At 58.9% G+C, this 23,249-nt stretch carries 19 protein-coding genes and 1 pseudogene; 7 read left to right on the top strand and 13 right to left on the bottom strand.

Annotation, left to right across the window (positions count from 1 at the left end; all coding sequences use genetic code 11):
* Positions 1 to 12 precede the first annotated feature (12 nt).
* Positions 13 to 525, top strand: coding sequence for a dihydrofolate reductase (locus QN377_RS02010; protein ID WP_094999782.1), 513 nt, complete (start codon positions 13 to 15; stop codon positions 523 to 525).
* Between the two features lie 121 nt (positions 526 to 646).
* Here the strand turns inward: QN377_RS02010 and QN377_RS02005 are convergent, their stop codons facing one another.
* Positions 647 to 2,038, bottom strand: coding sequence for an L-cystine transporter (locus QN377_RS02005; RefSeq protein WP_083369724.1), 1,392 nt, complete (start codon positions 2,036 to 2,038; stop codon positions 647 to 649).
* 219 nt (positions 2,039 to 2,257) lie between these two features.
* Here QN377_RS02005 and QN377_RS02000 point away from each other — a divergent pair, with 219 nt between their 5' ends.
* Positions 2,258 to 3,313, top strand: coding sequence for a phosphorylcholine phosphatase (locus tag QN377_RS02000; protein WP_095017836.1), 1,056 nt, complete (start codon positions 2,258 to 2,260; stop codon positions 3,311 to 3,313).
* 210 nt (positions 3,314 to 3,523) lie between these two features.
* On the opposite strand, the gene ilvD is transcribed toward QN377_RS02000, so the two are convergent.
* A complete protein-coding gene (gene ilvD, locus QN377_RS01995; protein WP_094999784.1) occupies positions 3,524 to 5,371 on the bottom strand; it encodes a dihydroxy-acid dehydratase in 1,848 nt (615 codons plus the stop codon).
* Positions 5,372 to 5,752: 381 nt separating this feature from the next.
* Here ilvD and QN377_RS01990 point away from each other — a divergent pair, with 381 nt between their 5' ends.
* Entirely contained in the window at positions 5,753 to 7,444 is a 1,692-nt protein-coding gene (locus QN377_RS01990) for a DUF4153 domain-containing protein (RefSeq protein WP_095017835.1), read from the top strand.
* A 167-nt stretch (positions 7,445 to 7,611) separates the two neighbouring features.
* Here the strand turns inward: QN377_RS01990 and QN377_RS01985 are convergent, their stop codons facing one another.
* Positions 7,612 to 8,808: a class I SAM-dependent rRNA methyltransferase gene (locus QN377_RS01985; protein WP_094999786.1), complete on the bottom strand. Its 1,197-nt coding sequence runs from the start codon at positions 8,806 to 8,808 to the stop codon at positions 7,612 to 7,614.
* Positions 8,809 to 8,958: 150 nt separating this feature from the next.
* On the opposite strand from QN377_RS01985, the gene mutM reads away from it, so the two are divergent.
* Complete coding sequence (gene mutM, locus QN377_RS01980) at positions 8,959 to 9,771, top strand: bifunctional DNA-formamidopyrimidine glycosylase/DNA-(apurinic or apyrimidinic site) lyase (RefSeq protein WP_095017834.1); 813 nt, start codon at positions 8,959 to 8,961, stop codon at positions 9,769 to 9,771.
* 130 nt (positions 9,772 to 9,901) lie between these two features.
* Here mutM and QN377_RS01975 read toward each other — a convergent pair whose 3' ends face one another.
* From QN377_RS01975 to QN377_RS01965, 3 genes are all read right to left on the bottom strand, one after another.
* Positions 9,902 to 10,153, bottom strand: a complete 252-nt coding sequence (locus QN377_RS01975; RefSeq protein ID WP_016782613.1) for a YfhL family 4Fe-4S dicluster ferredoxin — start codon at positions 10,151 to 10,153, stop codon at positions 9,902 to 9,904.
* A gap of 99 nt (positions 10,154 to 10,252) precedes the next feature.
* Entirely contained in the window at positions 10,253 to 10,735 is a 483-nt protein-coding gene (gene coaD, locus QN377_RS01970) for a pantetheine-phosphate adenylyltransferase (RefSeq protein ID WP_004419754.1), read from the bottom strand.
* Positions 10,736 to 10,906: 171 nt separating this feature from the next.
* Entirely contained in the window at positions 10,907 to 12,337 is a 1,431-nt protein-coding gene (locus QN377_RS01965) for a coniferyl aldehyde dehydrogenase (RefSeq protein ID WP_094999787.1), read from the bottom strand.
* Positions 12,338 to 12,495: 158 nt separating this feature from the next.
* Between QN377_RS01965 and QN377_RS01960 the strand changes: the two genes are divergently transcribed.
* Complete coding sequence (locus tag QN377_RS01960; protein ID WP_094999788.1) at positions 12,496 to 13,164, top strand: TetR/AcrR family transcriptional regulator; 669 nt, start codon at positions 12,496 to 12,498, stop codon at positions 13,162 to 13,164.
* 30 nt (positions 13,165 to 13,194) lie between these two features.
* On the top strand, positions 13,195 to 14,049 hold the full coding sequence (locus tag QN377_RS01955) for a sulfurtransferase (protein ID WP_095017833.1): 855 nt from the start codon (positions 13,195 to 13,197) through the stop codon (positions 14,047 to 14,049).
* Positions 14,050 to 14,059: 10 nt separating this feature from the next.
* Here QN377_RS01955 and QN377_RS01950 read toward each other — a convergent pair whose 3' ends face one another.
* The 7 genes from QN377_RS01950 to QN377_RS01920 form a co-directional block, all read right to left on the bottom strand.
* On the bottom strand, positions 14,060 to 14,896 hold the full coding sequence (locus tag QN377_RS01950) for an AraC family transcriptional regulator (protein WP_095017832.1): 837 nt from the start codon (positions 14,894 to 14,896) through the stop codon (positions 14,060 to 14,062).
* Entirely contained in the window at positions 14,896 to 15,939 is a 1,044-nt protein-coding gene (locus QN377_RS01945; protein WP_095017831.1) for a hydrolase, read from the bottom strand. The genes QN377_RS01950 and QN377_RS01945 overlap by 1 nt, the downstream gene beginning before the upstream one ends.
* 76 nt (positions 15,940 to 16,015) lie before the next feature.
* Entirely contained in the window at positions 16,016 to 17,470 is a 1,455-nt protein-coding gene (locus QN377_RS01940; protein ID WP_170943682.1) for a M16 family metallopeptidase, read from the bottom strand.
* Entirely contained in the window at positions 17,463 to 18,809 is a 1,347-nt protein-coding gene (locus tag QN377_RS01935) for a M16 family metallopeptidase (protein ID WP_094999793.1), read from the bottom strand. Before QN377_RS01935 ends, QN377_RS01940 begins: the two co-directional genes overlap by 8 nt.
* 194 nt (positions 18,810 to 19,003) lie before the next feature.
* A complete protein-coding gene (gene rsmD / locus QN377_RS01930) occupies positions 19,004 to 19,600 on the bottom strand; it encodes a 16S rRNA (guanine(966)-N(2))-methyltransferase RsmD (RefSeq protein WP_094999794.1) in 597 nt (198 codons plus the stop codon).
* Positions 19,600 to 21,090, bottom strand: a complete 1,491-nt coding sequence (locus QN377_RS01925; RefSeq protein ID WP_095020482.1) for a M16 family metallopeptidase — start codon at positions 21,088 to 21,090, stop codon at positions 19,600 to 19,602. Before QN377_RS01925 ends, rsmD begins: the two co-directional genes overlap by 1 nt.
* Positions 21,083 to 22,435 carry a M16 family metallopeptidase gene (locus QN377_RS01920; protein ID WP_094999796.1) on the bottom strand — a complete coding sequence of 451 codons (1,353 nt, stop codon included), beginning with the start codon at positions 22,433 to 22,435 and terminating at the stop codon, positions 21,083 to 21,085. Before QN377_RS01920 ends, QN377_RS01925 begins: the two co-directional genes overlap by 8 nt.
* Before the next feature lie 356 nt (positions 22,436 to 22,791).
* Here QN377_RS01920 and QN377_RS01915 point away from each other — a divergent pair.
* Positions 22,792 to 23,249 (top strand): annotated as a pseudogene (locus tag QN377_RS01915) (signal recognition particle-docking protein FtsY); the annotation flags it as partial.

Raw genomic sequence — 23,249 nt, 5'->3', positions numbered from 1 at the left:
ATCCTCGGCGCCATGAAAAAAACACTCCCCCTTAGCCTGATCGCGGCACTCGCTGAAAACCGCGTGATTGGCGTCGACAACAGCATGCCGTGGCATTTGCCAGCGGATTTCAAATATTTCAAGGCCACCACCCTGGGCAAGCCGATCATCATGGGTCGCAAGACTTGGGATTCGCTCGGTCGCCCGTTGCCGGGCCGGCTTAATCTGGTGGTCAGTCGTCAGACCGGCTTGCAGCTTGAAGGTGCCGAGGTATTTGCATCCCTTGAGGCGGCTGTGGAGCGTGCCGAGGCGTGGGCAATCGAGCAAGGCGTCAGTGAAGTGATGCTGATTGGCGGCGCGCAGTTGTACACCCAGGGATTGGTGGATGCCGACCGGTTGTACCTGACGCGAGTGGGCCTGAGCCCGGAAGGCGATGCGTGGTTCCCTGAGTTCGATCAGGCGCAGTGGAAACGGGTATCAGAGGAATTGCACGAGGCTGCAGAGGGCAAGCCGGCGTTCAGTTTTGAGGTGTGGGAAAGGGCTTAGTTACAAAAAGCCCCTCACCCCAACCCTCTCCCGGAGGGAGAGGGGGCTGATCTGTGGTGTTACGCAAATCTGCTTTTGTCTTTAGTCCCCTCTCCCTCCGGGAGAGGGTTAGGGCAAGCTTTTAGGCGTGCGCCAGATCACCATGATCGTCTTCAGCCAGGATGGCCTTGTCGGTCTGGTGCAGGATCTGGCTGGTGACGGTGCCTGCCACCATCGAACCGCTGACGTTCAGTGCCGTACGGCCCATGTCGATCAACGGCTCGACCGAAATCAGCAGCGCCACCAGCGACACCGGCAAGCCCATGGCCGGCAACACGATCAGTGCAGCGAAGGTTGCACCACCGCCCACACCGGCCACGCCTACCGAACTCAAGGTCACGATGGCCACCAGCGATGCGATCCACACAGGGTCCAGCGGGTTGATGCCCACGGTCGGGGCAACCATCACCGCCAGCATGGCCGGGTACAGACCGGCACAGCCGTTCTGGCCAATGGTCGCGCCAAACGAAGCGGCAAAGCTGGCGATCGAAGACGGAATGCCCAGGCGTCGGGTTTGCGCTTCGATGCTCAACGGGATGCTGGCCGCGCTCGAACGGCTGGTGAAAGCAAAGGTCAGAACCGGCCATACCTTGCGGAAGAAGCGCAGCGGGTTAACCCCGGAAAACGACACGATCACGCCGTGAATCACAAACATCAGCGCCAGGGCGATGTAGGACACCACCACAAAGCTGCCGAGTTTGATGATGTCCTGCACGTTGGACATGGCGACCACTTTGGTCATCAAGGCCAGTACGCCGTAGGGGGTCAGTTTCATCACCAGGCGCACCAGGCGCATCACCCAGGCTTGCAGGGTGTCGATGGCGCTGAGGATCTTGCCGCCTTTTTCCGGCTCGTCCTTGAACAGCTGCAACGCGGCGATGCCCAGGAATGCCGCGAAAATCACCACGCTGATGATCGAGGTCGGCTTGGCACGGGCCAGGTCGGCAAACGGGTTTTGCGGGATAAACGACAGCAGCAGTTGTGGCACGTTCAGGTCCGACACCTTGCCCGCGTAGTCGCTCTGGATCACTTGCAGGCGGCTCATTTCTGCAGCACCGGCCACCAGGCCATCGGCGGTGAGGCCGAACAGGTTGGTCAGGCCGATACCGATCAGTGCCGCGATCATGGTGGTAAACAGCAATGTGCCGATGGTCAGGAAGCTGATCTTGCCGAGGGACGAAGCGTTATGCAGACGGGCTACGGCGCTGAGGATCGAGGCGAATACCAGCGGTATCACGATCATTTGCAGCAATTGCACGTAGCCACTGCCGACCAGGTCGAACCAGCCAATGGAGGCTTTCAGTGTCGGGCTGTCTGTACCGTAGGTCAGGTGCAGGCACAGGCCGAAGACCACGCCTATAACCAGTGCCAGCAAGACTTTTTTCGCCAGGCTCCACGCAGTGTGGCGGGTCAGCGACAAGCCGAACAGCAACGCGAGGAACACCAGCAGATTGAGGATCAGCGGGAAATTCATGAAAGCTCCGAGGGGACGACTTGTACCAGTCTTGGATGTAACTATTGCGAACCGGAAATCGTAACAGGTTGATATATCTACAAATATACCGATGTGGAATGACAACCAAGGTTTTTGGAATAAGCAGGTGACGCAGACAGGACGATGACAGTCGTGCCCAAGCCAAAAACTGTCATACAGGTTTGTTAGCGTCTGTGCTTTTGACTAGGAGCATAGCTGATGAACCTGACTGCCAAGCTGACAGCGTTAACTCTGTGTATGGGGCTTGCGGGCCAGGTGTTGGCCACAGAACTCAAACACTGGCCCGCCGATCAGGCCAGGCAACTGGACGCCATGATTGCGGCCAACGCGAACAAGGGTAATTTCGCGGTCTTTGACATGGATAACACCAGCTACCGCAACGATCTGGAAGAAGCGCTGCTGCCGTTTATGGAAAACAAGGGCCTGATCACCCGTGACAGTCTCGACCCGTCGCTCAAACTGATCCCGTTCAAAGACACTGCCGAACATAAAGAAAGCCTGTTCAGTTACTACTATCGCTTGTGCGAAGTGGACGACATGGTGTGTTACCCGTGGGTGGCCCAGGTGTTTTCCGGCTTTACCCTGCAACAGCTCAAGGGTTACGTGGATGAGCTGATGGCCTCGGGCAAACCGGTGCCAGTGACTTACTTCGAGGGGGATGTGGTCAAGACCTCCGAGGTTCAGCCGCCCAAGGTGTTTACCGGACAGGTCGAACTGTTCAACAAACTGATGGAAAACGGCATTGAGGTCTATGTCATGACCGCGGCTTCGGAAGAGCTGGTGCGCATGGTCGCGGCCGATCCCAAGTACGGTTACAACGTCAAACCGCAAAACGTGATTGGCGTGAGTACGCTGCTCAAGGACCGCAAAACTGGTGAGCTGACCACTGCCCGCAAACAGATCAGCGCCGGTACATACAACGAGAAAGCCAACCTGGGGCTGGAGTTGACCCCTTATCTGTGGACTCCGGCGACATGGATGGCGGGCAAGCAGGCGGCGATCCTGACCTATATCGACCAGTGGAAAAAGCCGGTGCTGGTGGGCGGCGATACGCCGTCCAGTGATGGCTATATGCTATTTCACGGCGTGGACGTGGCCAAGGGCGGGGTGCACTTGTGGATCAACCGCAAAGACAAATACATGGCGCAACTGGAAGGCATGATGGCCAAGAATGCGGCGGCGCAAGCCAAAGAGGGGTTGCCGGTAACGGCGGATAAAAACTGGGTAATCGTCAAGCCGGATCAGATCCAGTAGTGACGTAGCAGCTGCCGAGGGACGAAGGCTGCGTTCGGCGACGTAGTCGTCGTAAACCTGAGTCTTCAATATTTCTGATGTACCGAAGTGTCTGATTTCACGACGGCTTTGCCGCCGAACGCAGCCTCGTTCCTACGGCAACTGCTACAGAGTTGGTGTATGAACCAAAAATCCCGGCACATGGCCGGGATTTTTGTTCAACGTATTGGCTTATGGCACCAATTTGTCCAACAGCGCTTTATCACGCACCGCGCCCTTGTCGGCGCTGGTGGCCAGCAACGCATAGGCCTTGAGGGCCGTGGTGACTTTGCGCGGACGCACTTCCACCGGCTTCCAGCCTTTCTTGTCTTGCTCGGCACGACGGGCTGCCATCTCTTCGTCGCTGATCAACAGGTTGATCGAACGGTTCGGGATGTCGATCAGCACTTTGTCGCCGTCCTGCACCAGGCCAATCGCGCCACCAGCGGCTGCTTCCGGTGAAGCATGACCGATGGACAGGCCCGAAGTACCGCCCGAGAAACGACCGTCGGTGAGCAGCGCACAGGCTTTGCCCAGGCCTTTGGATTTCAGGTACGACGTCGGGTAGAGCATCTCTTGCATGCCCGGGCCGCCTTTAGGGCCTTCGTAACGGATGATCACGATGTCGCCGGCCTGTACTTCGTCCGCCAGAATGCCGCGCACGGCGCTGTCCTGGCTTTCGAAGATCTTGGCGTTGCCTTCGAACACATGGATCGACTCGTCGACGCCCGCGGTTTTAACCACGCAACCATCCAGAGCGATGTTGCCGTACAGCACGGCCAGGCCGCCTTCTTGCGAGTAGGCGTGCTCGACACTGCGGATGCAGCCGTTTTCACGGTCGTCGTCGAGGGTGTCCCAGCGGGTCGACTGGCTGAACGCGGTTTGCGTCGGGATACCGGCCGGGCCTGCACGGAAGAACGTGTGCACGGCTTCGTCGTCAGTCTGGGTGATGTCCCATTTGGCGATGCCTTCGGCCATGGTCTTGCTGTGTACGGTCGGCAAATCGGTGTGCAGTAGGCCGCCGCGGGCCAGCGAACCCAGAATAGAGAAGATGCCGCCTGCACGGTGCACGTCTTCCATGTGGTACTTCTGGATGTTCGGCGCCACTTTGCACAGCTGCGGCACATGACGTGACAGGCGGTCGATGTCTTTAAGGTCGAAGTCGATTTCGGCTTCTTGGGCCGCAGCCAGCAAGTGCAGGATGGTGTTGGTCGAACCGCCCATGGCGATGTCCAGCGTCATGGCGTTTTCGAACGCCTTGAAGTTGGCGATATTGCGCGGCAATACCGACTCGTCGTTCTCGACGTAGTACTGGCGGCACAGATCAACGATGGTGCGTCCGGCTTGCAGGAACAATTGTTCGCGGTCGCTGTGGGTGGCCAGTGCCGAGCCGTTGCCCGGCAAGGCCAGACCCAGGGCTTCGGTCAGGCAGTTCATAGAGTTGGCAGTGAACATGCCGGAGCACGAACCGCACGTCGGGCAAGCGCTGCGCTCGTACTCGGCAACTTTCTCGTCAGAAGCGCTGGAGTCGGCGGCGATCACCATGGCGTCTACCAGATCCAGACCGTGGCTGGCGAGCTTGGTCTTGCCTGCTTCCATCGGCCCGCCGGAAACGAAAATCACCGGGATGTTGAGGCGCAAGGAGGCCATCAGCATGCCAGGGGTGATCTTGTCGCAGTTGGAGATGCACACAATGGCGTCGGCGCAGTGGGCGTTGACCATGTATTCCACGGAGTCGGCGATGATCTCGCGGCTAGGCAGCGAGTACAGCATGCCGTCATGGCCCATGGCGATGCCGTCGTCGACGGCAATGGTGTTGAATTCTTTGGCAACGCCGCCTGCGCGCTCGATCTCGCGGGCTACCAGCTGGCCCATGTCCTTGAGGTGGACGTGGCCGGGTACGAACTGGGTGAAGGAGTTGGCAATGGCGATGATCGGCTTTTTAAAGTCGGCATCTTTCATCCCCGTGGCGCGCCACAAAGCGCGGGCACCGGCCATGTTGCGGCCATGGGTGGAGGTTTTCGAACGATAGTCAGGCATGGAGCAACTCCGGGCGGCTAATCAGGTAACAAACAGGGAAGTGAGCTTCTAATGACAGGCGGATCACACAGAAAATGACCACGTATCCGCGAGTTGCCGTAAACGCTGCGGGATCGCCGCGCGTCTGGGCTTGAGCTCATAAACCCGCCGGGGATGATTGGCGATGAATGCGTCGATTCTACACGGCTGGCGGCGGGAGGGAATGGGCCCGAGGGTTGCGCCAGGGTACAAATGAGCGACTTGGGATACTGCATGAGGCAATCAGCTCTAGTAAGGCCGGGCCTGCTTTTGTGTGGGAAAGAACTATTTTTAATAAGTGGCACGACCATTTAACGGCAATCAAGTAATAGTGTGCGATTGGTTTTGTAGTGAGGGTTCCAAATGCTGACGCTTGAGCGATCTGTCAAAACGTATCTGGTCATCGGCCTGGTGCAAGGGCTGTTGCTGTGGCTGAGCACCGCCATAGGCGAGCCGGGAGTCCGTTATGGCCTGATGACGGCAGTGCTGGTGGGTGGCATCAACCTGTTGCTGCTGGATGAGAATATCCGCCAGCGTGGCACGGTATGGCGGGTGCTCGGACTCACGGCAGTCATGACGTCAATCAGTGCCTGGGTATTTTGGGACGGCGATGAGTATTGGCGCTCAGGCAGCTGGCTGGTGGGCAGCTGGACCTTCTTTGCCGTAGTCGTTACCTATGTGTGTACGGTTTTTATTCTGAGCTGGCCGACCCGTGAAGAGCGCTACCCACGCTACCAGGACCTGTTTCGCCATGCTTGGGACACGGTGTTTATCGTGCTTCTGGGGTTGCTGTTGAATGGCGTGTTCTGGGCATTGCTGCTGTTGTGGGGCGGGCTGTTCAAGATGCTCGGCATCGTGGCGCTCAACAAGCTGTTCTCAACTGACGGGTTTATGTATGTCAGTTCGGCGATGGTGTTTGCCCTGGGCGTTCATATGGGGCGTGAAAAGGACCGGGTGATCGGGCTGCTGCGCGGGATTCTGCTGGCGCTATGCCGCTTTTTGCTGCCGTTGAGTGCGTTGATTGTCATTGTGTTCACCTTCGCTTTGCCCTTTACCGGGCTGGAGCCGATCTGGGATACCGGTTATTCGACGCCGATCATGCTGTGGCTGGTGGCGGTCAGTTTGTTTTTGCTCAATGGCGTGTTTCAGGATGGCACCCAGGGCAGCGGGTACCCGGTCTGGCTGGTGCGGGTGATCGACCTGTGCCTGCTGTGTTTACCGGTGCTGGTGGTGTTGGCAGGGTATTCGACCTGGCTGCGTATCGAGCAGTACGGCCTGACCCCGTCACGGATCCTCGCCATCGTGCTGGTGCTGGTTATTTTTGTTCACAGCCTGGCGGCGGTTTGGGCCGTGTTTGCTTCAAGGGCCGTCTGGCTGGGCAGCTTGCGCGCCAGCAATCCGCTAATTGCGCTGCTGTGCGTGGTGGTGCTGCTGGGGTTGCATACGCCGTGGTTCAGCCCGCTCAAGTTGAGTGCGAACAATCAGGTGCAGCGCTTGCTCAGCGGCAAGACTGCGGTGGATACCTTTGATGCAGATACCTTGCGCAATCGTCTGGGGCCTCAGGGCAAGCAGGCGTATGACGCGTTGTTGGTGCAAGTCGAGCAAGGGCTGGTACTGACCGGGCCGCAGCGGCAAGTCTTGCTGAAACGCCTCAAGGAAGCAGGTTCGGGCAATGGCCCCAGAGGGTCGGAGCGGTTGCTGGAATGGATCGGGCCCAAGGTCGAGGGCAGTGAGCAGTTTGAAGACAAGGGGTTTGACGGGCAGTTGTGCCTGGCGCCAGGTTGCGCCCTGTGGGCCGTGGATCTGGATCAGGACGGGCAGCCGGAGGTCCTGCAATTACCCAAGAACAAGTGGTCCGAACCGTTGCACTTCTTCAAGCGTGATGCTCAGGGCAAATGGCGGCGAGCCGGGACTTACCTGGGGGATGAGAGTGCGCTGGAGCTGATCGAGAAGATCCGCGAGGGCAATGTGAAGGTGGTGAAGCCGACTTATCAATCGTTGCAGATTGGCGAGGTTGAGCTGACGCCGAAGCTGGAGAAGCCTCGCAAGCCTTGAGCCCCCCGTAGCAGCTGCCGAGGAACGAAGGCTGCGTTCGGCGGCGCAGCCGTCGTAAAACCTGAGCCAGCGGTTTAACTAACAGACCGGGAGTTCAGGTTTTACGATTGCTTCGCAATCGAACGCAGCCTCGTTCCTTCGGCAGCTGCTACGAGGTGATGTGCGTCTTAGCTATTAGGTAGCAAACGGCAGGTGATGCTCTTGATGTAGCGTGTTTCCGGGATGGCCGGGTGCACCGGGTGGTCCGGGCCCTGGCCGCCGCGCTCCAGCAGCTGCATGTTGCGGTCCAGATGGCGGGCGCTGGTCAGCAGGATGTTTTGCAGGTCGTCTTCGGGCAGGTGCATCGAGCACGATGCGCTGACCAGAATGCCGTCCTTGTTGAGCAGGCGCATGGCTTGCTCGTTCAGGCGGCGGTAAGCGCCTTCGCCATTTTTCAGGTCTTTTTTGCGTTTGATGAACGCCGGCGGGTCGGCCACGATCACGTCGAAACGCTCTTCGTTGGCTTTAAGCTCCTTGAGAGCTTCAAACACGTCGCCTTCCATGCAGGTGACTTTCTCGGCAAAGCCGTTCAGCGCAGCGTTGCGCTCAACACCGTCAAGGGCGAAGGACGAGGCATCAACGCAGAACACTTCGCTGGCGCCAAACGCACCGGCTTGAATACCCCAGCCGCCGATGTAGCTGTACAGATCCAGTACGCGTTTACCTTTGACGTACGGGGCCAGACGCGCACGGTTCATGCGGTGGTCATAGAACCAGCCGGTTTTTTGCCCGGCGATCACCGGTGCTTCGAACTTCACGCCGTTTTCTTCCAGGGCAACCCACTCCGGTACCAGGCCGAAGACGGTTTCAACGTAGCGTTCAAGGCCTTCGGCATCACGGGCAGCCGAGTCGTTCTTGAACAGGATGCCGCTTGGCTTGATGACTTGCACCAGGGCTGCGATCACGTCTTCTTTGTGGTGTTCCATTGTGGCCGAGGCCAGTTGAACCACCAGAATGTCGCCGAAACGGTCAACCACCAGGCCCGGCAACAAATCGGAGTCGCCGTAGACCAGGCGGTAGTAAGGCTTGTCGAACAGACGCTCACGCAGTGACAGGGCCACGTTCAGGCGGTGTACCAGCAGCGACTTGTCCAGTGGCAGCTTGATGTCGCGCGACAGCAGGCGTGCACAGATCAGGTTGTTGGGGCTCATGGCAACGATGCCCAGCGGCTTGCCGCCGGCGGTTTCGAGTACCGCTTGGTCGCCGGCCTTAAAACCGTTCAGTGGTGTGGCAGCTACATCGATTTCGTTGCTGTAGACCCACAGGTGGCCGGCGCGCAGGCGTCGATCGGCATTGGCTTTAAGGCGCAGGCTTGGCAGGGACATGACGTCGCTCCGGGTATTGAAAAGGGCGCGATTATAGCCTTAGACGCAACCCTGAGGCTTGGCTGATTCACCGCATTGCGTCGGATCACGGGCTCAGTGGCGCTGAAATTTCCGCTAGAATCGCCAGCTATTCCAGAGTGCGGAGCCCCCATGCCTGAATTACCTGAAGTCGAAACCACCCGCCGCGGCATCGCCCCGCACCTTGAAGGGCAGCGGGTCAGTCGGGTGATTGTGCGCGAGCGTCGTTTGCGCTGGCCGATCCCTGAGGATCTCGATGTGCGGTTGTCGGGGCAGCGTATTGTGCTGGTCGAGCGCCGGGCCAAGTATTTGCTGATCAATGCCGAGGTTGGGACATTGATCAGCCACTTGGGCATGTCGGGCAACCTGCGGCTGGTGGAGGCCGGGTTACCTGCGGCCAAGCATGAGCATGTGGATATCGAGCTGGAATCCGGGCTGGCCCTGCGTTATACCGACCCGCGCCGGTTCGGGGCGATGCTCTGGAGCCTTGACCCGCTGAACCATGAGCTGCTGGTGCGCCTGGGGCCGGAGCCGCTGACCGACCTGTTTGATGGTGAGCGGCTGTTTCAGCTGTCGCGCAAGCGTTCGATGGCGGTCAAACCCTTCATCATGGACAACGCGGTGGTGGTGGGGGTCGGCAATATTTATGCGACCGAAGCGCTGTTTGCCGCAGGTATTGACCCGCGTCGCGCTGCCGGGAGTATTTCCCGGGCACGCTATTTGAAGCTGGCGATTGAGATCAAGCGGATTCTGGCGGCCGCTATCGAGCGGGGCGGCACCACATTGCGCGACTTTATTGGTGGCGATGGCCAGCCCGGTTATTTTCAGCAGGAGCTGTTTGTATACGGGCGTGGTTATGAACCGTGCAAGATTTGCGGCACGGAACTGCGTGACGTCAAACTGGGCCAGCGTGCGAGCGTGTTTTGCCCGCGTTGCCAGACGTAGCCACCAGTCCTGCGCTGAACTCTTGTGGGAGCGGGCTTGCTCGCGATGCAACCACCTCGGTCGAACGGGTCGATCGCAGTGAATCTATCGCGAGCAAGCCCGCTCCCACACACATCGCATAGACAATGAATCAGGCCTTCCCGGTAATTGCCCGGTACTTTTCCATCAGCTGTTCTTCGGTTTCCGGGTGGGCTTCATCCAGCGGGATGCAGTCAACCGGGCACACCTGCTGGCATTGCGGCTCATCGTAATGGCCAACGCACTGGGTGCACAGGTTGGGGTCGATCACGTAGATCTCTTCACCCTGGGAAATGGCGGCGTTCGGACACTCGGGTTCGCAGACGTCGCAGTTAATGCAATCGTCGGTGATGATCAGGGACATGGGTACTCCGGCCGGGGCGCTCGGCCCGGGCAACTGAAATCGAATGCGGCAATTGTGCCGCATTGGCGCCCGCAGTGCACGCGGACGCCACTTCAGTGGTTATTTCTTGCGAAAACGCTCGGTCAGGGCATCAGCCACGGCCGGGTGTACGAATTTGTTGATATCACCGCCTAATGCTGCGATTTCGCGCACCAACGTCGAGGATATAAACGAATAACGTTCTGACGGCGTGAGGAACAGGCTCTCGACATCGGGGGCCAGTTGGCGATTCATGTTCGCCAGCTGGAACTCGTATTCGAAGTCCGACACGGCACGCAGGCCACGCAGGAACACATTGGCATTCTGTTCTTTGGCAAAGTGCGCGAGCAGCGTCGAGAAACCGACCACCTCAACATTGGGCAGGTGTTTGGTGACTTCACGAGCCAGCTCCACCCGCTGTTCCAGAGGGAATAGCGGGTTTTTCTTGGTGCTGGCAGCGACAGCAATGATCACGTGGTCAAACAGGCGCGAAGCGCGTTCGACCAGATCGCCATGGCCCTTGGTAATAGGGTCGAATGTACCTGGGTACAACACTCGGTTCATCGCGTCGTCCTGGCGGGAATCCGTTGGGGAGTCGGATGGTATCGCAGCATTCCCGGTCGGCCAAGTCGCCATTCGCAGAAGAAAGCACTATAGACGCGACGAATTTACTGCTTTTTCATGATTTTTTCAGGCGTTGGCCCAGTAGGCTCGCCAGTTTTTCGATAAAGCCCGTTAGCGGATAAACAGCTTCTGGATCATGCGTACCAGTTGCCGGTCATAAGGCGGATAGATCATCGGCGAGCTGTTCAGGCGCTGTTTGCACAGCACGCCCTTGGCTTTGCTGAAGGTCAGGAAACCTTCGTGGCCGTGGTAATGCCCCATGCCTGAATGCCCGACGCCGCCAAAAGGCAGGTCGTCGATAGCCACATGCAACAACGTTTCGTTGATGCTGACCCCGCCCGAGTGAGTGGTGTGGATAACCCTCTGTTGCTCGGCTTTGTTGTAGCCGAAGTAATACAGTGCCAGAGGGCGGGGTCTACGGTTGATGTAGGCCATTGCCTGATCCAGATTGGAGTAGGGCACAACGGGTAGTAGAGGGCCGAAGATTTCGTCCTGCATGACGTGCATCTCGTCGTTTACATCCAGCACCAGCGTATGGGGCATGCGCCGCCCCTGGCCCTGTTCATACAGCGGGATCAACCGTGCGCCCTTGAGGGTGGCGTCGGTTTGCAGCCGTTCAAGGCGCGCCAGCTGCCGGTCATTGATAATTGCGGTGTAGTCCGGGTTGTCGATGAGGGTCGGATAAAAGCTGTGAACGGCCTGGCGGTAGGCATCGACGAAGCCGTCTACCCGATCCTGGGGTACCAGCACATAATCCGGAGCGATACAGGTTTGCCCGGCGTTGAGTGTTTTGCCCCAGGCGATGCGCTGGGCAGCGTCTTTGAGCGGTACATCGGCCGACACGATAGCGGGAGATTTACCACCCAGCTCAAGTGTTACGGGGGTCAGGTTTTCAGAAGCGGCACGCATCACCCGTTTGCCCACATGGGTGGAACCGGTGAACAGCAAGTGATCGAACGCCAGCCCGGAGAACGCCACCGCCACATCTGCCTCGCCCAGTACCACCGCAACCATGTCTTCGGGGAAGATCCGCCCCAGCAAATCCTTGAGCCAGTGCCCGGTGACCGGGGTGAACTCGCTGAGCTTGAGCATGACCCGGTTGCCGGCAGCCAATGCGCCAACCAACGGGCCGATGGCCAGATACAGCGGGTAGTTCCACGGCACAATAATTCCCACAACCCCCAGCGGCTGATACATCACTTTGGCACTGGCGGGCGCGAACATCATGCCTACGCTGCGTGAGGAAGGTTTCATCCAGCGCTTAAGGTGTTTGAGGGCATAATCAATGCTGTGCAAGCACGGCATCAATTCGGCAAACAGGGTCTCGTCCGGGCTGCGATGGCTGAAATCCTGGCTGATGGCATCGATCAGCACCTCGCGCTCGCGGCTCAACAGCTGGCGCAGGCTTTTGAGCCATTGCTGGCGCTGCGCAAGTGGCGGGAATGGATGAGCGGCATAGGCCTGGCGCTGCTTGTCGAGCAGGGACTGGAGAGCGTCCGGTTGAACCGGGGCGTCGTGAGTGTGAGTGCTGTCGACAGGCATGATGGCTCCAGGCGGTTTTTATCGGTATTTATCGTAGAAGAGCACTATGTTTTTAGAGCTTGTGCTCTAACCTGTCAATTGAAGGCCTGCCCCGTGTTGTTTATCGATTCAAGGTTAGGCCGTAAGATGCCTTTCGTTTTTAATTTAAGCGCAAGCCCATGGCCATACGACTAAAAACCAGTCAGCGCATCGCCAACAGCAGCCTGGAGCTTTTCAACCAGTTAGGCGAACGCAGTGTGAGCACTAATCACATTGCGGCCCATATGGAAATTTCGCCCGGTAATCTGTACTACCACTTCCCCAACAAGCAGGCGATTATCGCGGTCTTGTTCAGCGAGTACGAAGCGCTGGTATTGAGCTTTTTGCACCCACCCCAAGGGCGTTTGCCAACCGTTGCCGACAAGCACCACTACCTGCAGCAACTGCTGGATGCCATGTGGCGCTACCGTTTTTTGTATCGAGATATCGAGCATTTATTGCACAGCGACACGGAACTGGCCATCCGCTATCGACGTTTTTCCCAGCACTGCCTCACACAGGCCCAGGCCATATACGCTGGCTTTGTCGAGGCCGAAATCTTGTGCATGAGCCCCCGGCAAATTGAATCCCTGAGCCTGAATGCATGGATTATTCTCACCTCCTGGGTAGGTTTTTTATGCGCCACCCGTGAAAACAGTGACCAGCTCAGCGAGCAGGCCATCAAGCGCGGTGTGTACCAACTGCTGGTGCTGGAATCAGGTTTTGTTACCGACCAGGCACGTGAAGCCATCGATGAGTTGATCAAGGAATACTACGTCCCTCTGGAACACGCGTTGTACGTTCAATAACTGCATTTCACCCCCTCACAGGAGTTCACTATGCCCGTTGCGCAACTGATCAGCCCTCATGCCCTGAATGAACGTCAGGCGCAGCCCGGCCTGGTTATCCTGGATTGCCGCTTTGCCCTCGAAGACCCGGACTACGGCCGTTGCAGTTATGCCGAGGGGCATATTGCCGGCGCGCAATTTGCCGATCTCGAACGCGACCTGAGCGGGCCTGTAATCAAAGGTGTGACCGGTCGTCATCCATTGCCCGATCCACGTACTCTGGTTGAACGTCTGCAGGCCTGGGGCATCAATGCCGACAGCGATGTGGTGTTGTATGACGACGGCCCGGGTGCTTTTGCGGCCCGGGCATGGTGGTTGCTGACCTGGCTGGGCAAGCGCGAGGGTGTATTTATCCTTGATGGTGGTCTCAAGGCCTGGCATGCCGCGGGCTTCCCGCTGAGCCTGGATGCGTCACCGACCTTGCGTGGCACTTTCGAAGGCAAACCCGACAGCCATATGCTGCTGAGCGCCGAACAATTGCAAAAGCGCCTGACCAAGCCGGGGCTGACCCTGATCGATGCCCGTGCCCAGCCGCGCTTTCGAGGTGAGGTCGAGCCGATTGACCCGATCGCCGGGCATATTCCGGGCGCGCAATGTGCCGCCTTCAGCGAAAACCTGGATCCTACGGGGCGCTTTTTGCCTGCGGCGCAGCTCAAGCAGCGCTTTGCCGAAAAACTTGCCGGCCGCTCTCCCGAGGAGCTGGTTGCCTATTGCGGCTCCGGGGTGACGGCGTGTCACAACCTTTTTGCATTGGGCTTGGCGGGTTATCCGCTAGGCAAGCTTTATGCGGGGTCGTGGAGCGAGTGGATCAATGATCCTGCGCGGGGCATTGCTACTGGCGATTGAGCCAGTTGGCTTAAGGGGTGCCGACACTGGCCAACCGGTATGCACCGGGGCCAACACCATAGACTTTCTTGAATTGCCGGTTCAAGTGGCTCTGGTCGGCAAAGCCCAGTTGCGTCGCCACCTGGAGTGGCAAACAGCCTTGTTGCAGCAAGGCTCTGGCATGGGCGATACGCTGTTGCATCAACCAGGTGTGCGGTGGCATGCCGGTGGCGCGCTGAAATACGCGGGCAAAGTGGAATGGCGACAGATTGACTGCGGCGGCGAGTTCTTCCAGTGAGGGTGGCTCTGCCAGTCGGGCTTGCAGTATTTCCTTGGCACGGCTTACAGCGCGGTGTTCGACCCCGGGCTTGGCTGGTAGTGGCAGGCGGGCATGGCGGTTGAGCAGGGCAAGCATCATCTGGCGCCATGCGGTTTGCTGTTGCAGCGCAGTCTCTGGCCCTTCGAGCAATTGATGTAGCTGGAACAACCCGCGAAACAGGTCGCAGTCGTACAGCAATGTGTCATTGAAGGTCGGCAAGTGGGTGGCGGGCAGTTCCAGTTCTTCCAGCAACTGCTGAATTTGCACGTTGTCCGGGTAAAAAGCCCGGTAACGCCAGCCCGCATCATGACCCTTGTGACCGTTATGGACTTCGTCCGGGTTGATCAGCACCAGCGTACCGGTGGCAGCCAGATGCTCGGCGCCGCGATAGCGATAGCGCTGGGCGCCTTCGAGGATCATGCCGATCACAAAACCATCATGCACATGGGGCACAAAGCGATGTTCGATATAACGTGCCGTCAGCAGTTCGACACCCGTCAGGGGGGGTGTTTGCCAGAAACGGATCGACTCGCCCTGTTCTACGTCCATTACGCAGATTCAAGCCGCAGTGCGGCCAGCCATTGCGGAATTCTTCGTTCAAGGTAATAGCCCGGTTTTCTTGGGGAACCCTCCAGAAATCCGACATGCCCGCCCCTGGTGTGCAATTCCAGTTGCGTGCAGGCTGACAGCTCGCTGGTGTCGGGGATGCTGTGCTTGAACACGAACGGATCGTCCATGGCCTGGATAATCAGCGTCGGCGTGTGGATGGCGCCGAGGAAGTAGCGGCTGGAGGCGCGACGGTAGTAGTCATCGACATTCAGATAGCCGTTAAGAGGTGCCGTTACGCGGTCATCGAACTCCCAGAAGGTGCGCATTTTGCTCAGGGCTTCGACCGAGCCAAGCCTGGTCAGGCTGGCCAGACCTTCGTGTTGGGCATCGAGCTGGAATCGATGTTTTTTGTCTTTGACGTAAGCCAGCATCTCGCGCATGAAGTGAGCTTGATAGACCCTGGAAAATCCCATACCGATCCGGTCGGCACACTGGTCAAGCCGGAACGGCACCGATACCGCGACAGCGCCTTGCAACCCGCTGTCGCTGCCGCTTTCGCCCAGATACTTGAGCAGCACATTGCCCCCCAGCGAATAGCCTACGGCATACAAGGGGGTCAGCGGATGTGCGGCACGTAAATGGGCCACTGCCTCGGCCAGGTCTTCGCTGGCCCCTGAGTGATAACTGCGGGCCAGTAAATTGGGTTCGCCGGAGCACCCTCGCCAGTTCAGTGCGGCGCTGGTCCAGCCGCGTGCGGCGAGGGCGGTTTGCAGCCCCAGTACATAGTGAGAGCCCGACGAGCCGGTCAGGCCGTGCAGCACCAGTACCACCGGCGCATGGTCTGAGGGTGTGCCGTGCCAGTCCAGATCGAGAAAATCGCCATCCTTTAGCCAGATACGTTCACGTCGATGTTCAATGACCGGCTTGGTACGCCACAACGGCCCCCATAGCGTCTGGACATGGGGGTTGCCCAGACCCGTAGCCGGAGTAAAAGGCTTGAGGGGTGAAGCATGACTGGCTGGAAAAGGCACGGAGGTTCTCATCGAGTAACAGGTACGGCGGATGTCTAAATTGCCACATCAGGGCCCGACACCCAAGTGTTGCGTGCGGGTGCCGGGGTTATCTGATGGCAGGCATACAACTTTGTGCCATCGTCGTTTCTGGCACCATCACCTTGGGCAGGGGCAGTTGAGCAACACTGGGGCCGACGGTTACGCCGACCCAGCCGTCAGCCGTGAAGTGACGGTTCATCGCCGCTTTGATCTGCTCACTGGTCAAGGCTTGAATCTGTTGGATCTTGTAGTTGAAGGCCAGGGGCTGGTTAAAGCGGTTGATGATGGACAGTTCGTTGCGCATATCCAGGTTGCTGGCCGTGAGCTGTGGCAGCGCCCGCAGCAGGAACTGCTTGATGTCGTCCAGTTCGGTTTCGCTGGGTCCGTCCTGCAGGTACTGGGCAAACAGGGCTTTGATATGAACCAGGGCGCTTTGGCTGTAGCGCGAGGGGGTATTGAGGCTGATGATCCAGGGGGTTGGTCCCTGCGCATGGGGAATTTGCGATAGCACGCCATAGGTGATGCTGCGCTCCTCCCTTAACTGCCTGTTGAGGATATGGCTGAAAATAATATGCCCGGCCCGGATCGCTACCCCGTCAGGGTGCTGATTGGGCAAGGCATTCTGTGCCAGCATCAGTACGGTATGGGTTGCTTCATCTTCGATATGCAGGGTTTTGCCATGGGGCAGCGGGGCAGGCACCGAGTGTCTTTCAGCGAGTGCTGGTCCGGCGGGCAAGGCATTGGCCAGTGAGCGGCTGAGGCTCTGCGCCTGTTGCAGGGTCAGGTCGCCGACGATCACGATCTGTGCGTTGGCAGCAGTGTAGGCGCGACGGTAAAAGGCCCTTAGGTGTGATTCATCTATGCGCTCCAGGCTCTCGACCGAGCCGAAGTCGGAGCGGGTGTAAGGTTGCCCCGGATAGAGTTCGTTGTAGATCTGCATCCGTGCAAGAGCGTGTGGGTCTTCGTGGTTTATTTTGAGTTTGGTGAACAGTTCGTTTTTGACCCGTCGCTGGCCTTCGACGGTAAAGCCCGGTTGGGCGAGCATCTCGGTGAACAACTGCATGGCGGGTTCGCGGATGTGCGGGGCGCTCAAGCTGCGCAGGGTGAAGAAACTCCGCTCTTTATCGATACCGTTACCCAGATCCACGCCCAGGCTATCAAACCCTTTGGCCAGTGCGTTGGCGTCCTTGAGCGTCGAGCCTTCGTTAAACAGGCTCAGTACAGTCGCTGCCAGGCCGGGTGTATCGCCATCCTGATTGCTGCCCGCGGCAAAGGTGATTTGCACATCGATCATGGGCAAGGTGTGGCTTTCGACAAACAGGACTTTGGTGTTTTGGCTCAGTTTCCAGGCCTTGATTGTCGGCAGGCGGGTGGCAGGCACGGCAGTGCTCAACTCAAGCAGCGATTGCAGTCGTGCTTGTGGTTCTTGTGCTCGGGCTTGCACGCAGACACAGGCAAGGGTGAACAGCAGCGTAGCGACGCGCAAGGCGCGGCTGGCTGCGATTGCGTGAGGCTTATTCATGGCGCGCCTCCTTGGGCAGTACATAGCTGAGGGTCAAGCGGTCGTGGGTCAGGAAAGTTTGAGCGGCGAGCTGGATATCTTCAGGGGTGATTTTCGCCAATATCTGCATGCGCTTTTCGTCGTCCTCTGGCGACAAGCCCGCAATGTCCAGTTCACCGAGATACAGAGCCAGGCTTTGCAGGTCATCACGGCTGAAAACATGCCGTGCAATGATCCGCGTACGGGCGCGTTCAAGGTCACTGCCGGAGGGGGGTGTTTTTTTCACTGAGTCGATCACGGCCCAAATCCGTTCTTGAACCTCGCTCAGCGGTTTCATCTTTTTAAGGTTGAGGGTGGCGTCGATGCTGAACAGCTCATCACCGCGGCTGATGCTGCTGTAATGTGAGCCGACGCTGATCAGCAATTCCTCGCCGCGCCACAATCTGCTTTTGAGTTCTGAACTGTCGCCGCCACCGAGCAACTCGCTGAGCAGCTCCAGTGCTGGAGCTGAACGCGGGTCGGTCTGGGTGTGCAGGCTTGGCACGTTGAACGTCATGCTCAGGTTCGGGATTTGATGATCGATGTACTGAGTCATGGTGCGCTCACCGGGAGCTGCCAGTTCGAGCGGGGCCTTGATCACAGGTAGCTTGCGTGAGGCAATCGGGCCGAAGTAGCGTGTGGCCAGGGCCTTGACCTGCTCGGTGTCGATATCGCCGACGATGATCAGGGTGGCGTTATTGGGCGCATACCAGCTTCTATACCAGTGCTTGAGTTCATCGATGTGCATGCGTTCGAGGTCGTGCATCCAGCCGATGACCGGGCTGCCGGAAGCGCTGGTCAGGAATGCCAGGCGGCGTGGCAGTTCAAGTGCGCGCTGATGGGGGTCGTTGTCGACGCTTTCGCTGCGTTCGCTTTTGATGACTTCGCGCTCACCGGCCCAATGAGCAGCGGACAGGTGTGCAGTGCTCATCTGGTCTGCCATCACTTCAAGTGCGACTGCCAGGGCATGGGGGGGCAGGGTTTGAAAGAAAATGGTGGCGTCATTTTGCGTCGCCGCATTGTCCGTTGCGCCCAGGCTTTGAAAGATGTGGTCTGACTCGGCCGGACAAAGTTTGCTGCTGCCTTTGAAAATCATGTGTTCAAGGGCGTGGGACAACCCGGATTGGCCTGGGGGCTCATAGCTTGAGCCGACCCGATACCAGAGCTGTGAGTGAACCACGGCTGCACGGTGGTCTTCGTGAACGATAACCTTGAGGCCGTTATCCAGGGTGAAATGTTGAGTGGAGGGTTGGCTGCTGGCCAGGGCCATCAGCGGTTGCAACATAAAGCCGAGAGCCAGCCCGGCAAGGGGGTGTTTCATGGTGGGTGTCCTGACTGTTTATCGTCAGAACAGATTGGGCTTGGCAGGGGGGAGGCGGGCGGTACATAGATACCTTGTACCGCAAAAATCTGTAGCCGCTGGCGCAGGCTGCGATAAGGACCGAAGGGCCTTCGCTTTTGAAAAAGCGACCCCTCCGGGCTTGATCGCAGCCTGCGGCAGCGACTACAGGTTCGTCAGGCTTGAGTGGCTTCGCGTTGCCACAGGGCGTAGTTCACGCCGCCGGCTTTTTGCTCGCGGTGCAGGCGCCAGTTGGCAGGCAAGCCCAGCTCTGACGGGCGCAACTCGCTTTCGGTGTAAACCCAGGCGTCTTCAGCCAGCCAGCCGCGTTGCTCGAGCAGATCACAAGCAGGTTTGAGCAGGTCCTTGTTGAACGGCGGGTCGAGGAATACCACGTCAAAGGTTGTGCTTGGCGTGGTGTCCAGATAACGCAGGGCGTCAGTCTGCTGAACTTCGCCGACAGTGCAGCGCAGAATGCCCATGTTCTCGCGGATGTTGGAGATCGCATCGCGGTTGCTGTCCAGTGCCACGCCCTTGGCTGCGCCGCGGGACATGGCTTCAAGGAACAGTGCGCCGCTGCCGGCGAAAACGTCCAGTACCCTGGCGCCGCCGATATAGGGGGCCAACCAGTTGAACAGGGTTTCACGCACGCGATCTGGCGTCGGGCGCAGGCCCTCTACATGGGGGAAGTCCAGCTTGCGGCTGCGCCATTCCCCGCCAATGATGCGTAACTGACCAGCACCTGAGTGCGATGTGTTTTTTGGCTTTGCCATTAATGCTCCGGAACCCCAAGAGGTTGCTCTGAAGGTTTGTCGGTAGGAGGTGGCAGTGGTTTTTGCGGCACGGTCGGGCCGGCGGTCACTACGACCATTTTGTCGGCGCTCAGGTGCTTGTTCATGGCGTCCTTGACCTGTTCGGTGGTCAGGTCCTGGGACTTCTGCATGAAGGTTTCCAGGTAATCCAGGGGCAAATCATAAAAGCCCATTGCGCCAAGTTGGCCGACGATGGCGGCGTTGCTGGCCGTGGACAGCGGGAAGCTGCCAGCCAGTTCACGCTTGGCATCGTCGAGTTCTTTTTGCGTCGGACCATTTTTCAGGTAGTCGGCCAAAATGTCTTGCACCAGTTTGAGCGTACCTTCGCTCAGTTCGGCGCGGGTTTGCAGGTTGATCATGAACGGGCCGCGAGCCTGCATCGGGCTGAAGCCGGAGTACACGCCGTAGGTCAGGCCGCGCTTTTCACGCACTTCGGTCATCAGGCGCGTACCGAAACCGCCACCGCCCAGAATGCTGTTGCCCAATGCCAGTGCGGCATAGTCGGGATCGTCACGGTCAATGCCCAGCTGCGACAGCAGCAGGTGGGTTTGTTTGGACGGGAACTCGATATGGGTTTGGCCAGCCTTGGGCTCGCTTGGTTGCACGGTCTTGGCCACTGCAGGGCCTTTGGGCAGTGCGGCAGATACCTGGGCTGCAATGGCTTCGGCTTCGGCACGCGACAGGTCGCCAACAATCGCAATCACGGCGTTGCCTGCGGTGTAGGCCTTGTTGTGAAAGGCCTTGAGCTGGTCAATGGTGATCGCGGCGATGCTTTGGGCATTGCCATCACTGGCGTGGGCATACGGGTGGTTACCGTACAGGCGCTTGAACAGTTCGTCGCTGGCCAGTTTGCCGGGGTTTTGTTTCTGAAACTCGAAGCTGGCGAGCAACTGGTTCTTGATCCGCGCCAGGGAGTCGGCCGGGAAGGTGGGTTTGCCCACCACCTCGGCGAACAGGTTGAGCGCAGGTGTGCGTTTATCTACATCGCTCAGGCTGCGCAGCGAGGCCACGGCCATGTCGCGATATGCGCCATTGCCGAAGTCCGCGCCCAGGCCTTCAAAGCCCTGGGCGATGGCGCCCACATCTTTACCCGCTACACCTTCGTTGAGCATGGCGTTGGTCAGCAGGGCCAGGCCCGGGGTGTTTTCGTCCTGGCTGCTGCCAGCGGCGAAGGTCAGGCGCAGGTCGAACATCGGCAATTGCCGTGCTTCGACGAACAGCACTTTGGAGCCTTCGGCGGTTTTCCAGGTTTGCACGTTCAGCGCACGGTGGCTGGGCGCCTTGCCGTCCAGCTCGGCCAGGGATTCGAGCTTGTGCTCGCTCTTGGCCTGGTCCAGTGCCTGGCTGGCGACCGATTGCTGCGGGTTGGTAAAAAAGTAGCCGAGTGCACCCACCAGTATGGCGGCGCTCAGACCAAGCAGGGCGTAGCGGGGGCCTTTACGCTCACTCATGGGTTTTCTCCTCGGGCAGTACATGGGCAACGCTGAGACGGTCGCGAGTGAAATAGGTGCGGGCAGCCTGCTGGATATCGGCCGGGGTGACCTTCTGCAGGTCGGCTAGTTCTGAGTCCATCAGCTTCCACGACAGGCCGACGGTTTCCAGCTGGCCGATCGAAGTGGCCTGGCTGGTGATCGAGTCGCGCTCGTAGACCAGTCCGGCAATTACCTGGGCACGCACACGTTCAAGCTCTTCAGTGGTCGGCGGGGTCTTTTTCAGGTCATCGAGCAAGCGCCACAAGCCTGCCTCGGCCTGGGCCATGGTGACTTTCTTCTGGCTGTTGGGCATCGCCGAAAGCATGAACAGGCTGTCACCACGGGTGAAGGCGTTGTAGCTGGACGATGCACCGGAGACCAGTTCTTCGCCCCGCTCCAGCTGCGTCGGCATGCGTGCGCTGTAGCCGCCGTCCAGCAGCGCGGAAATCAGGCGCAGGGCATTGGCGGTGATCGGGTCCTTGGCCGTGGCAACGCTGGGCACGTTAAAGCCCAGCATCAAGCTTGGCAGTTGGGTCTGGACGTGGATCTTGAGCAGGCGTTCGCCAGGGGTCGGCAGTTCCAGCGGGATTTTGGCGACAGGTATCTCGCGTTTTTGCACCTTGCCAAAGTAACGCTGGGCCAGGGCTTTGACTTCATCCGGGGTGACGTCACCGACCACCACCAAAGTGGCGTTGTTGGGGGCATACCACTCTTCATACCATGCGCGCAGTTCGCCAACGCTCATGCGCTCCAGGTCGACCATCCAGCCGATGGTCGGGGTGTGGTAGCCGCTGGAAGGGAAGGCCATGGCGCTGAACAGCTCGTAGGCTTTGCTCATGGGCTGGTCGTCGGTGCGCAGGCGGCGCTCTTCCTTGATGACTTCGATCTCGCGCTTGAATTCTTCGGGCGGCAAGCGAAGGCTGGCCATGCGGTCGGCCTCAAGCTCAAAGGCCACGCCCAGGCGGTCACGGGCCAGTACCTGGTAGTAGGCGGTGTAGTCGTCGCTGGTGAAGGCGTTTTCCTGGGCGCCAAGGTCGCGCAGGATCAACGAGGCTTCGCCGGGACCGACCTTGTTGCTGCCCTTGAACATCATGTGCTCAAGCGCGTGGGACAGGCCGGTCTTGCCAGGGGTTTCGTAGCTGGAACCCACTTTGTACCAGACCTGGGAGACCACCACCGGGGCGCGATGGTCTTCGCGCACGATGACCTTGAGGCCGTTGTCCAGGCGGAACTCGTGGGTGGGCTGCGGTTCGGCCGCCAGGGCCGAAAGCGGTAATAAAACTGTGCTGAGCAACAGGCCAGCAGCGCGGCGGGCTAGATTCATTCGTTTTTTAACCTGTTGGGCTACCCGCTCGGCCTTAGCGTCTGCGGGTGAGGAGGTGCTAGGATACTGATCCGTTTTACTGGCGGCCACGCCTATCAGGCCTTTGACGATCAGACGACGTTTGATCGGGCAGTATAGGAGCCCGCTTGGAAGTGTGGATGTATACCGGTAAATTTCGCATTTTTGCCGACTTTCCCGTGACAGACCCGAGTTAAGACGAAGTTTACGAGGTGTGTTTTACCCTCTGAATACAGTTGCGTGCGAACAAGCTGACAAAATTACAGTCTGTTTCACACCGAATATTATTTGCCGGGGCGCCACAGTGGCGCGTCGCTACGATGAGATAGCCGTCCTCCATGTTTGGTTCCAACGACGACAAGAAGACCCCAGCTGCGGCTGGCGAGAAAAAAGGCCTGTTCGGATGGCTGCGCAGAAAGCCGCAGGAAACCGTCGTGGAACAACCCGCGCCTGCGCCCGAAATCATCCCTGAGACGCTGGTTGAGGCCACTCCGGTGGAGGTCGAGGCCGCGCCCGAAGTGGTCGTGGTTGCCGCCGAGCCTGCAGTTGAATTGGCCCCCGAGCCGGCACCGTGGCCGCACTTGCCTGTCGCCGAAGAACCGGTGGCGCTTGTCGAGGATGTGCAGGCACCGCATATCGTGCCGCCGATCCCCGAGCCCGAGCCTGTTGTTGAAGCGCTTGCGGTGGTCGAGACTGTTGTTGAGCCAGAGCCAGAGCCAGAGCCAGAGCCAGAGCCAGTTGCCGTCGTCGCGCCTGTAGTCGCTCCTGCACCTGCACCTGTCTCTTATACACATCT

Source organism: Pseudomonas sp. CCC4.1 (genome assembly GCF_035019225.1).
Classification (GTDB): Bacteria; Pseudomonadota; Gammaproteobacteria; order Pseudomonadales; family Pseudomonadaceae; genus Aquipseudomonas; species Aquipseudomonas bubulae.
The sequence above is the reverse complement of the archived record's forward strand: the minus strand, read 5'-3'. Positions and strand labels throughout refer to the sequence as shown.

Bases quoted from the DNA above. Each gene is read 5' to 3' on its own strand.
- QN377_RS02010 (WP_094999782.1), top strand. From the start codon at position 13: ATGAAAAAAACACTCCCCCTTAGCCTGATCGCGGCACTCGCTGAAAAC.
- QN377_RS02005 (WP_083369724.1), bottom strand. From the start codon at position 2,038: ATGAATTTCCCGCTGATCCTCAATCTGCTGGTGTTCCTCGCGTTGCTG.
- QN377_RS02000 (WP_095017836.1), top strand. From the start codon at position 2,258: ATGAACCTGACTGCCAAGCTGACAGCGTTAACTCTGTGTATGGGGCTT.
- ilvD (WP_094999784.1), bottom strand. From the start codon at position 5,371: ATGCCTGACTATCGTTCGAAAACCTCCACCCATGGCCGCAACATGGCC.
- QN377_RS01990 (WP_095017835.1), top strand. From the start codon at position 5,753: ATGCTGACGCTTGAGCGATCTGTCAAAACGTATCTGGTCATCGGCCTG.
- QN377_RS01985 (WP_094999786.1), bottom strand. From the start codon at position 8,808: ATGTCCCTGCCAAGCCTGCGCCTTAAAGCCAATGCCGATCGACGCCTG.
- mutM (WP_095017834.1), top strand. From the start codon at position 8,959: ATGCCTGAATTACCTGAAGTCGAAACCACCCGCCGCGGCATCGCCCCG.
- QN377_RS01975 (WP_016782613.1), bottom strand. From the start codon at position 10,153: ATGTCCCTGATCATCACCGACGATTGCATTAACTGCGACGTCTGCGAA.
- coaD (WP_004419754.1), bottom strand. From the start codon at position 10,735: ATGAACCGAGTGTTGTACCCAGGTACATTCGACCCTATTACCAAGGGC.
- QN377_RS01965 (WP_094999787.1), bottom strand. From the start codon at position 12,337: ATGCCTGTCGACAGCACTCACACTCACGACGCCCCGGTTCAACCGGAC.
- QN377_RS01960 (WP_094999788.1), top strand. From the start codon at position 12,496: ATGGCCATACGACTAAAAACCAGTCAGCGCATCGCCAACAGCAGCCTG.
- QN377_RS01955 (WP_095017833.1), top strand. From the start codon at position 13,195: ATGCCCGTTGCGCAACTGATCAGCCCTCATGCCCTGAATGAACGTCAG.
- QN377_RS01950 (WP_095017832.1), bottom strand. From the start codon at position 14,896: ATGGACGTAGAACAGGGCGAGTCGATCCGTTTCTGGCAAACACCCCCC.
- QN377_RS01945 (WP_095017831.1), bottom strand. From the start codon at position 15,939: ATGAGAACCTCCGTGCCTTTTCCAGCCAGTCATGCTTCACCCCTCAAG.
- QN377_RS01940 (WP_170943682.1), bottom strand. From the start codon at position 17,470: ATGAATAAGCCTCACGCAATCGCAGCCAGCCGCGCCTTGCGCGTCGCT.
- QN377_RS01935 (WP_094999793.1), bottom strand. From the start codon at position 18,809: ATGAAACACCCCCTTGCCGGGCTGGCTCTCGGCTTTATGTTGCAACCG.
- rsmD (WP_094999794.1), bottom strand. From the start codon at position 19,600: ATGGCAAAGCCAAAAAACACATCGCACTCAGGTGCTGGTCAGTTACGC.
- QN377_RS01925 (WP_095020482.1), bottom strand. From the start codon at position 21,090: ATGAGTGAGCGTAAAGGCCCCCGCTACGCCCTGCTTGGTCTGAGCGCC.
- QN377_RS01920 (WP_094999796.1), bottom strand. From the start codon at position 22,435: ATGAATCTAGCCCGCCGCGCTGCTGGCCTGTTGCTCAGCACAGTTTTA.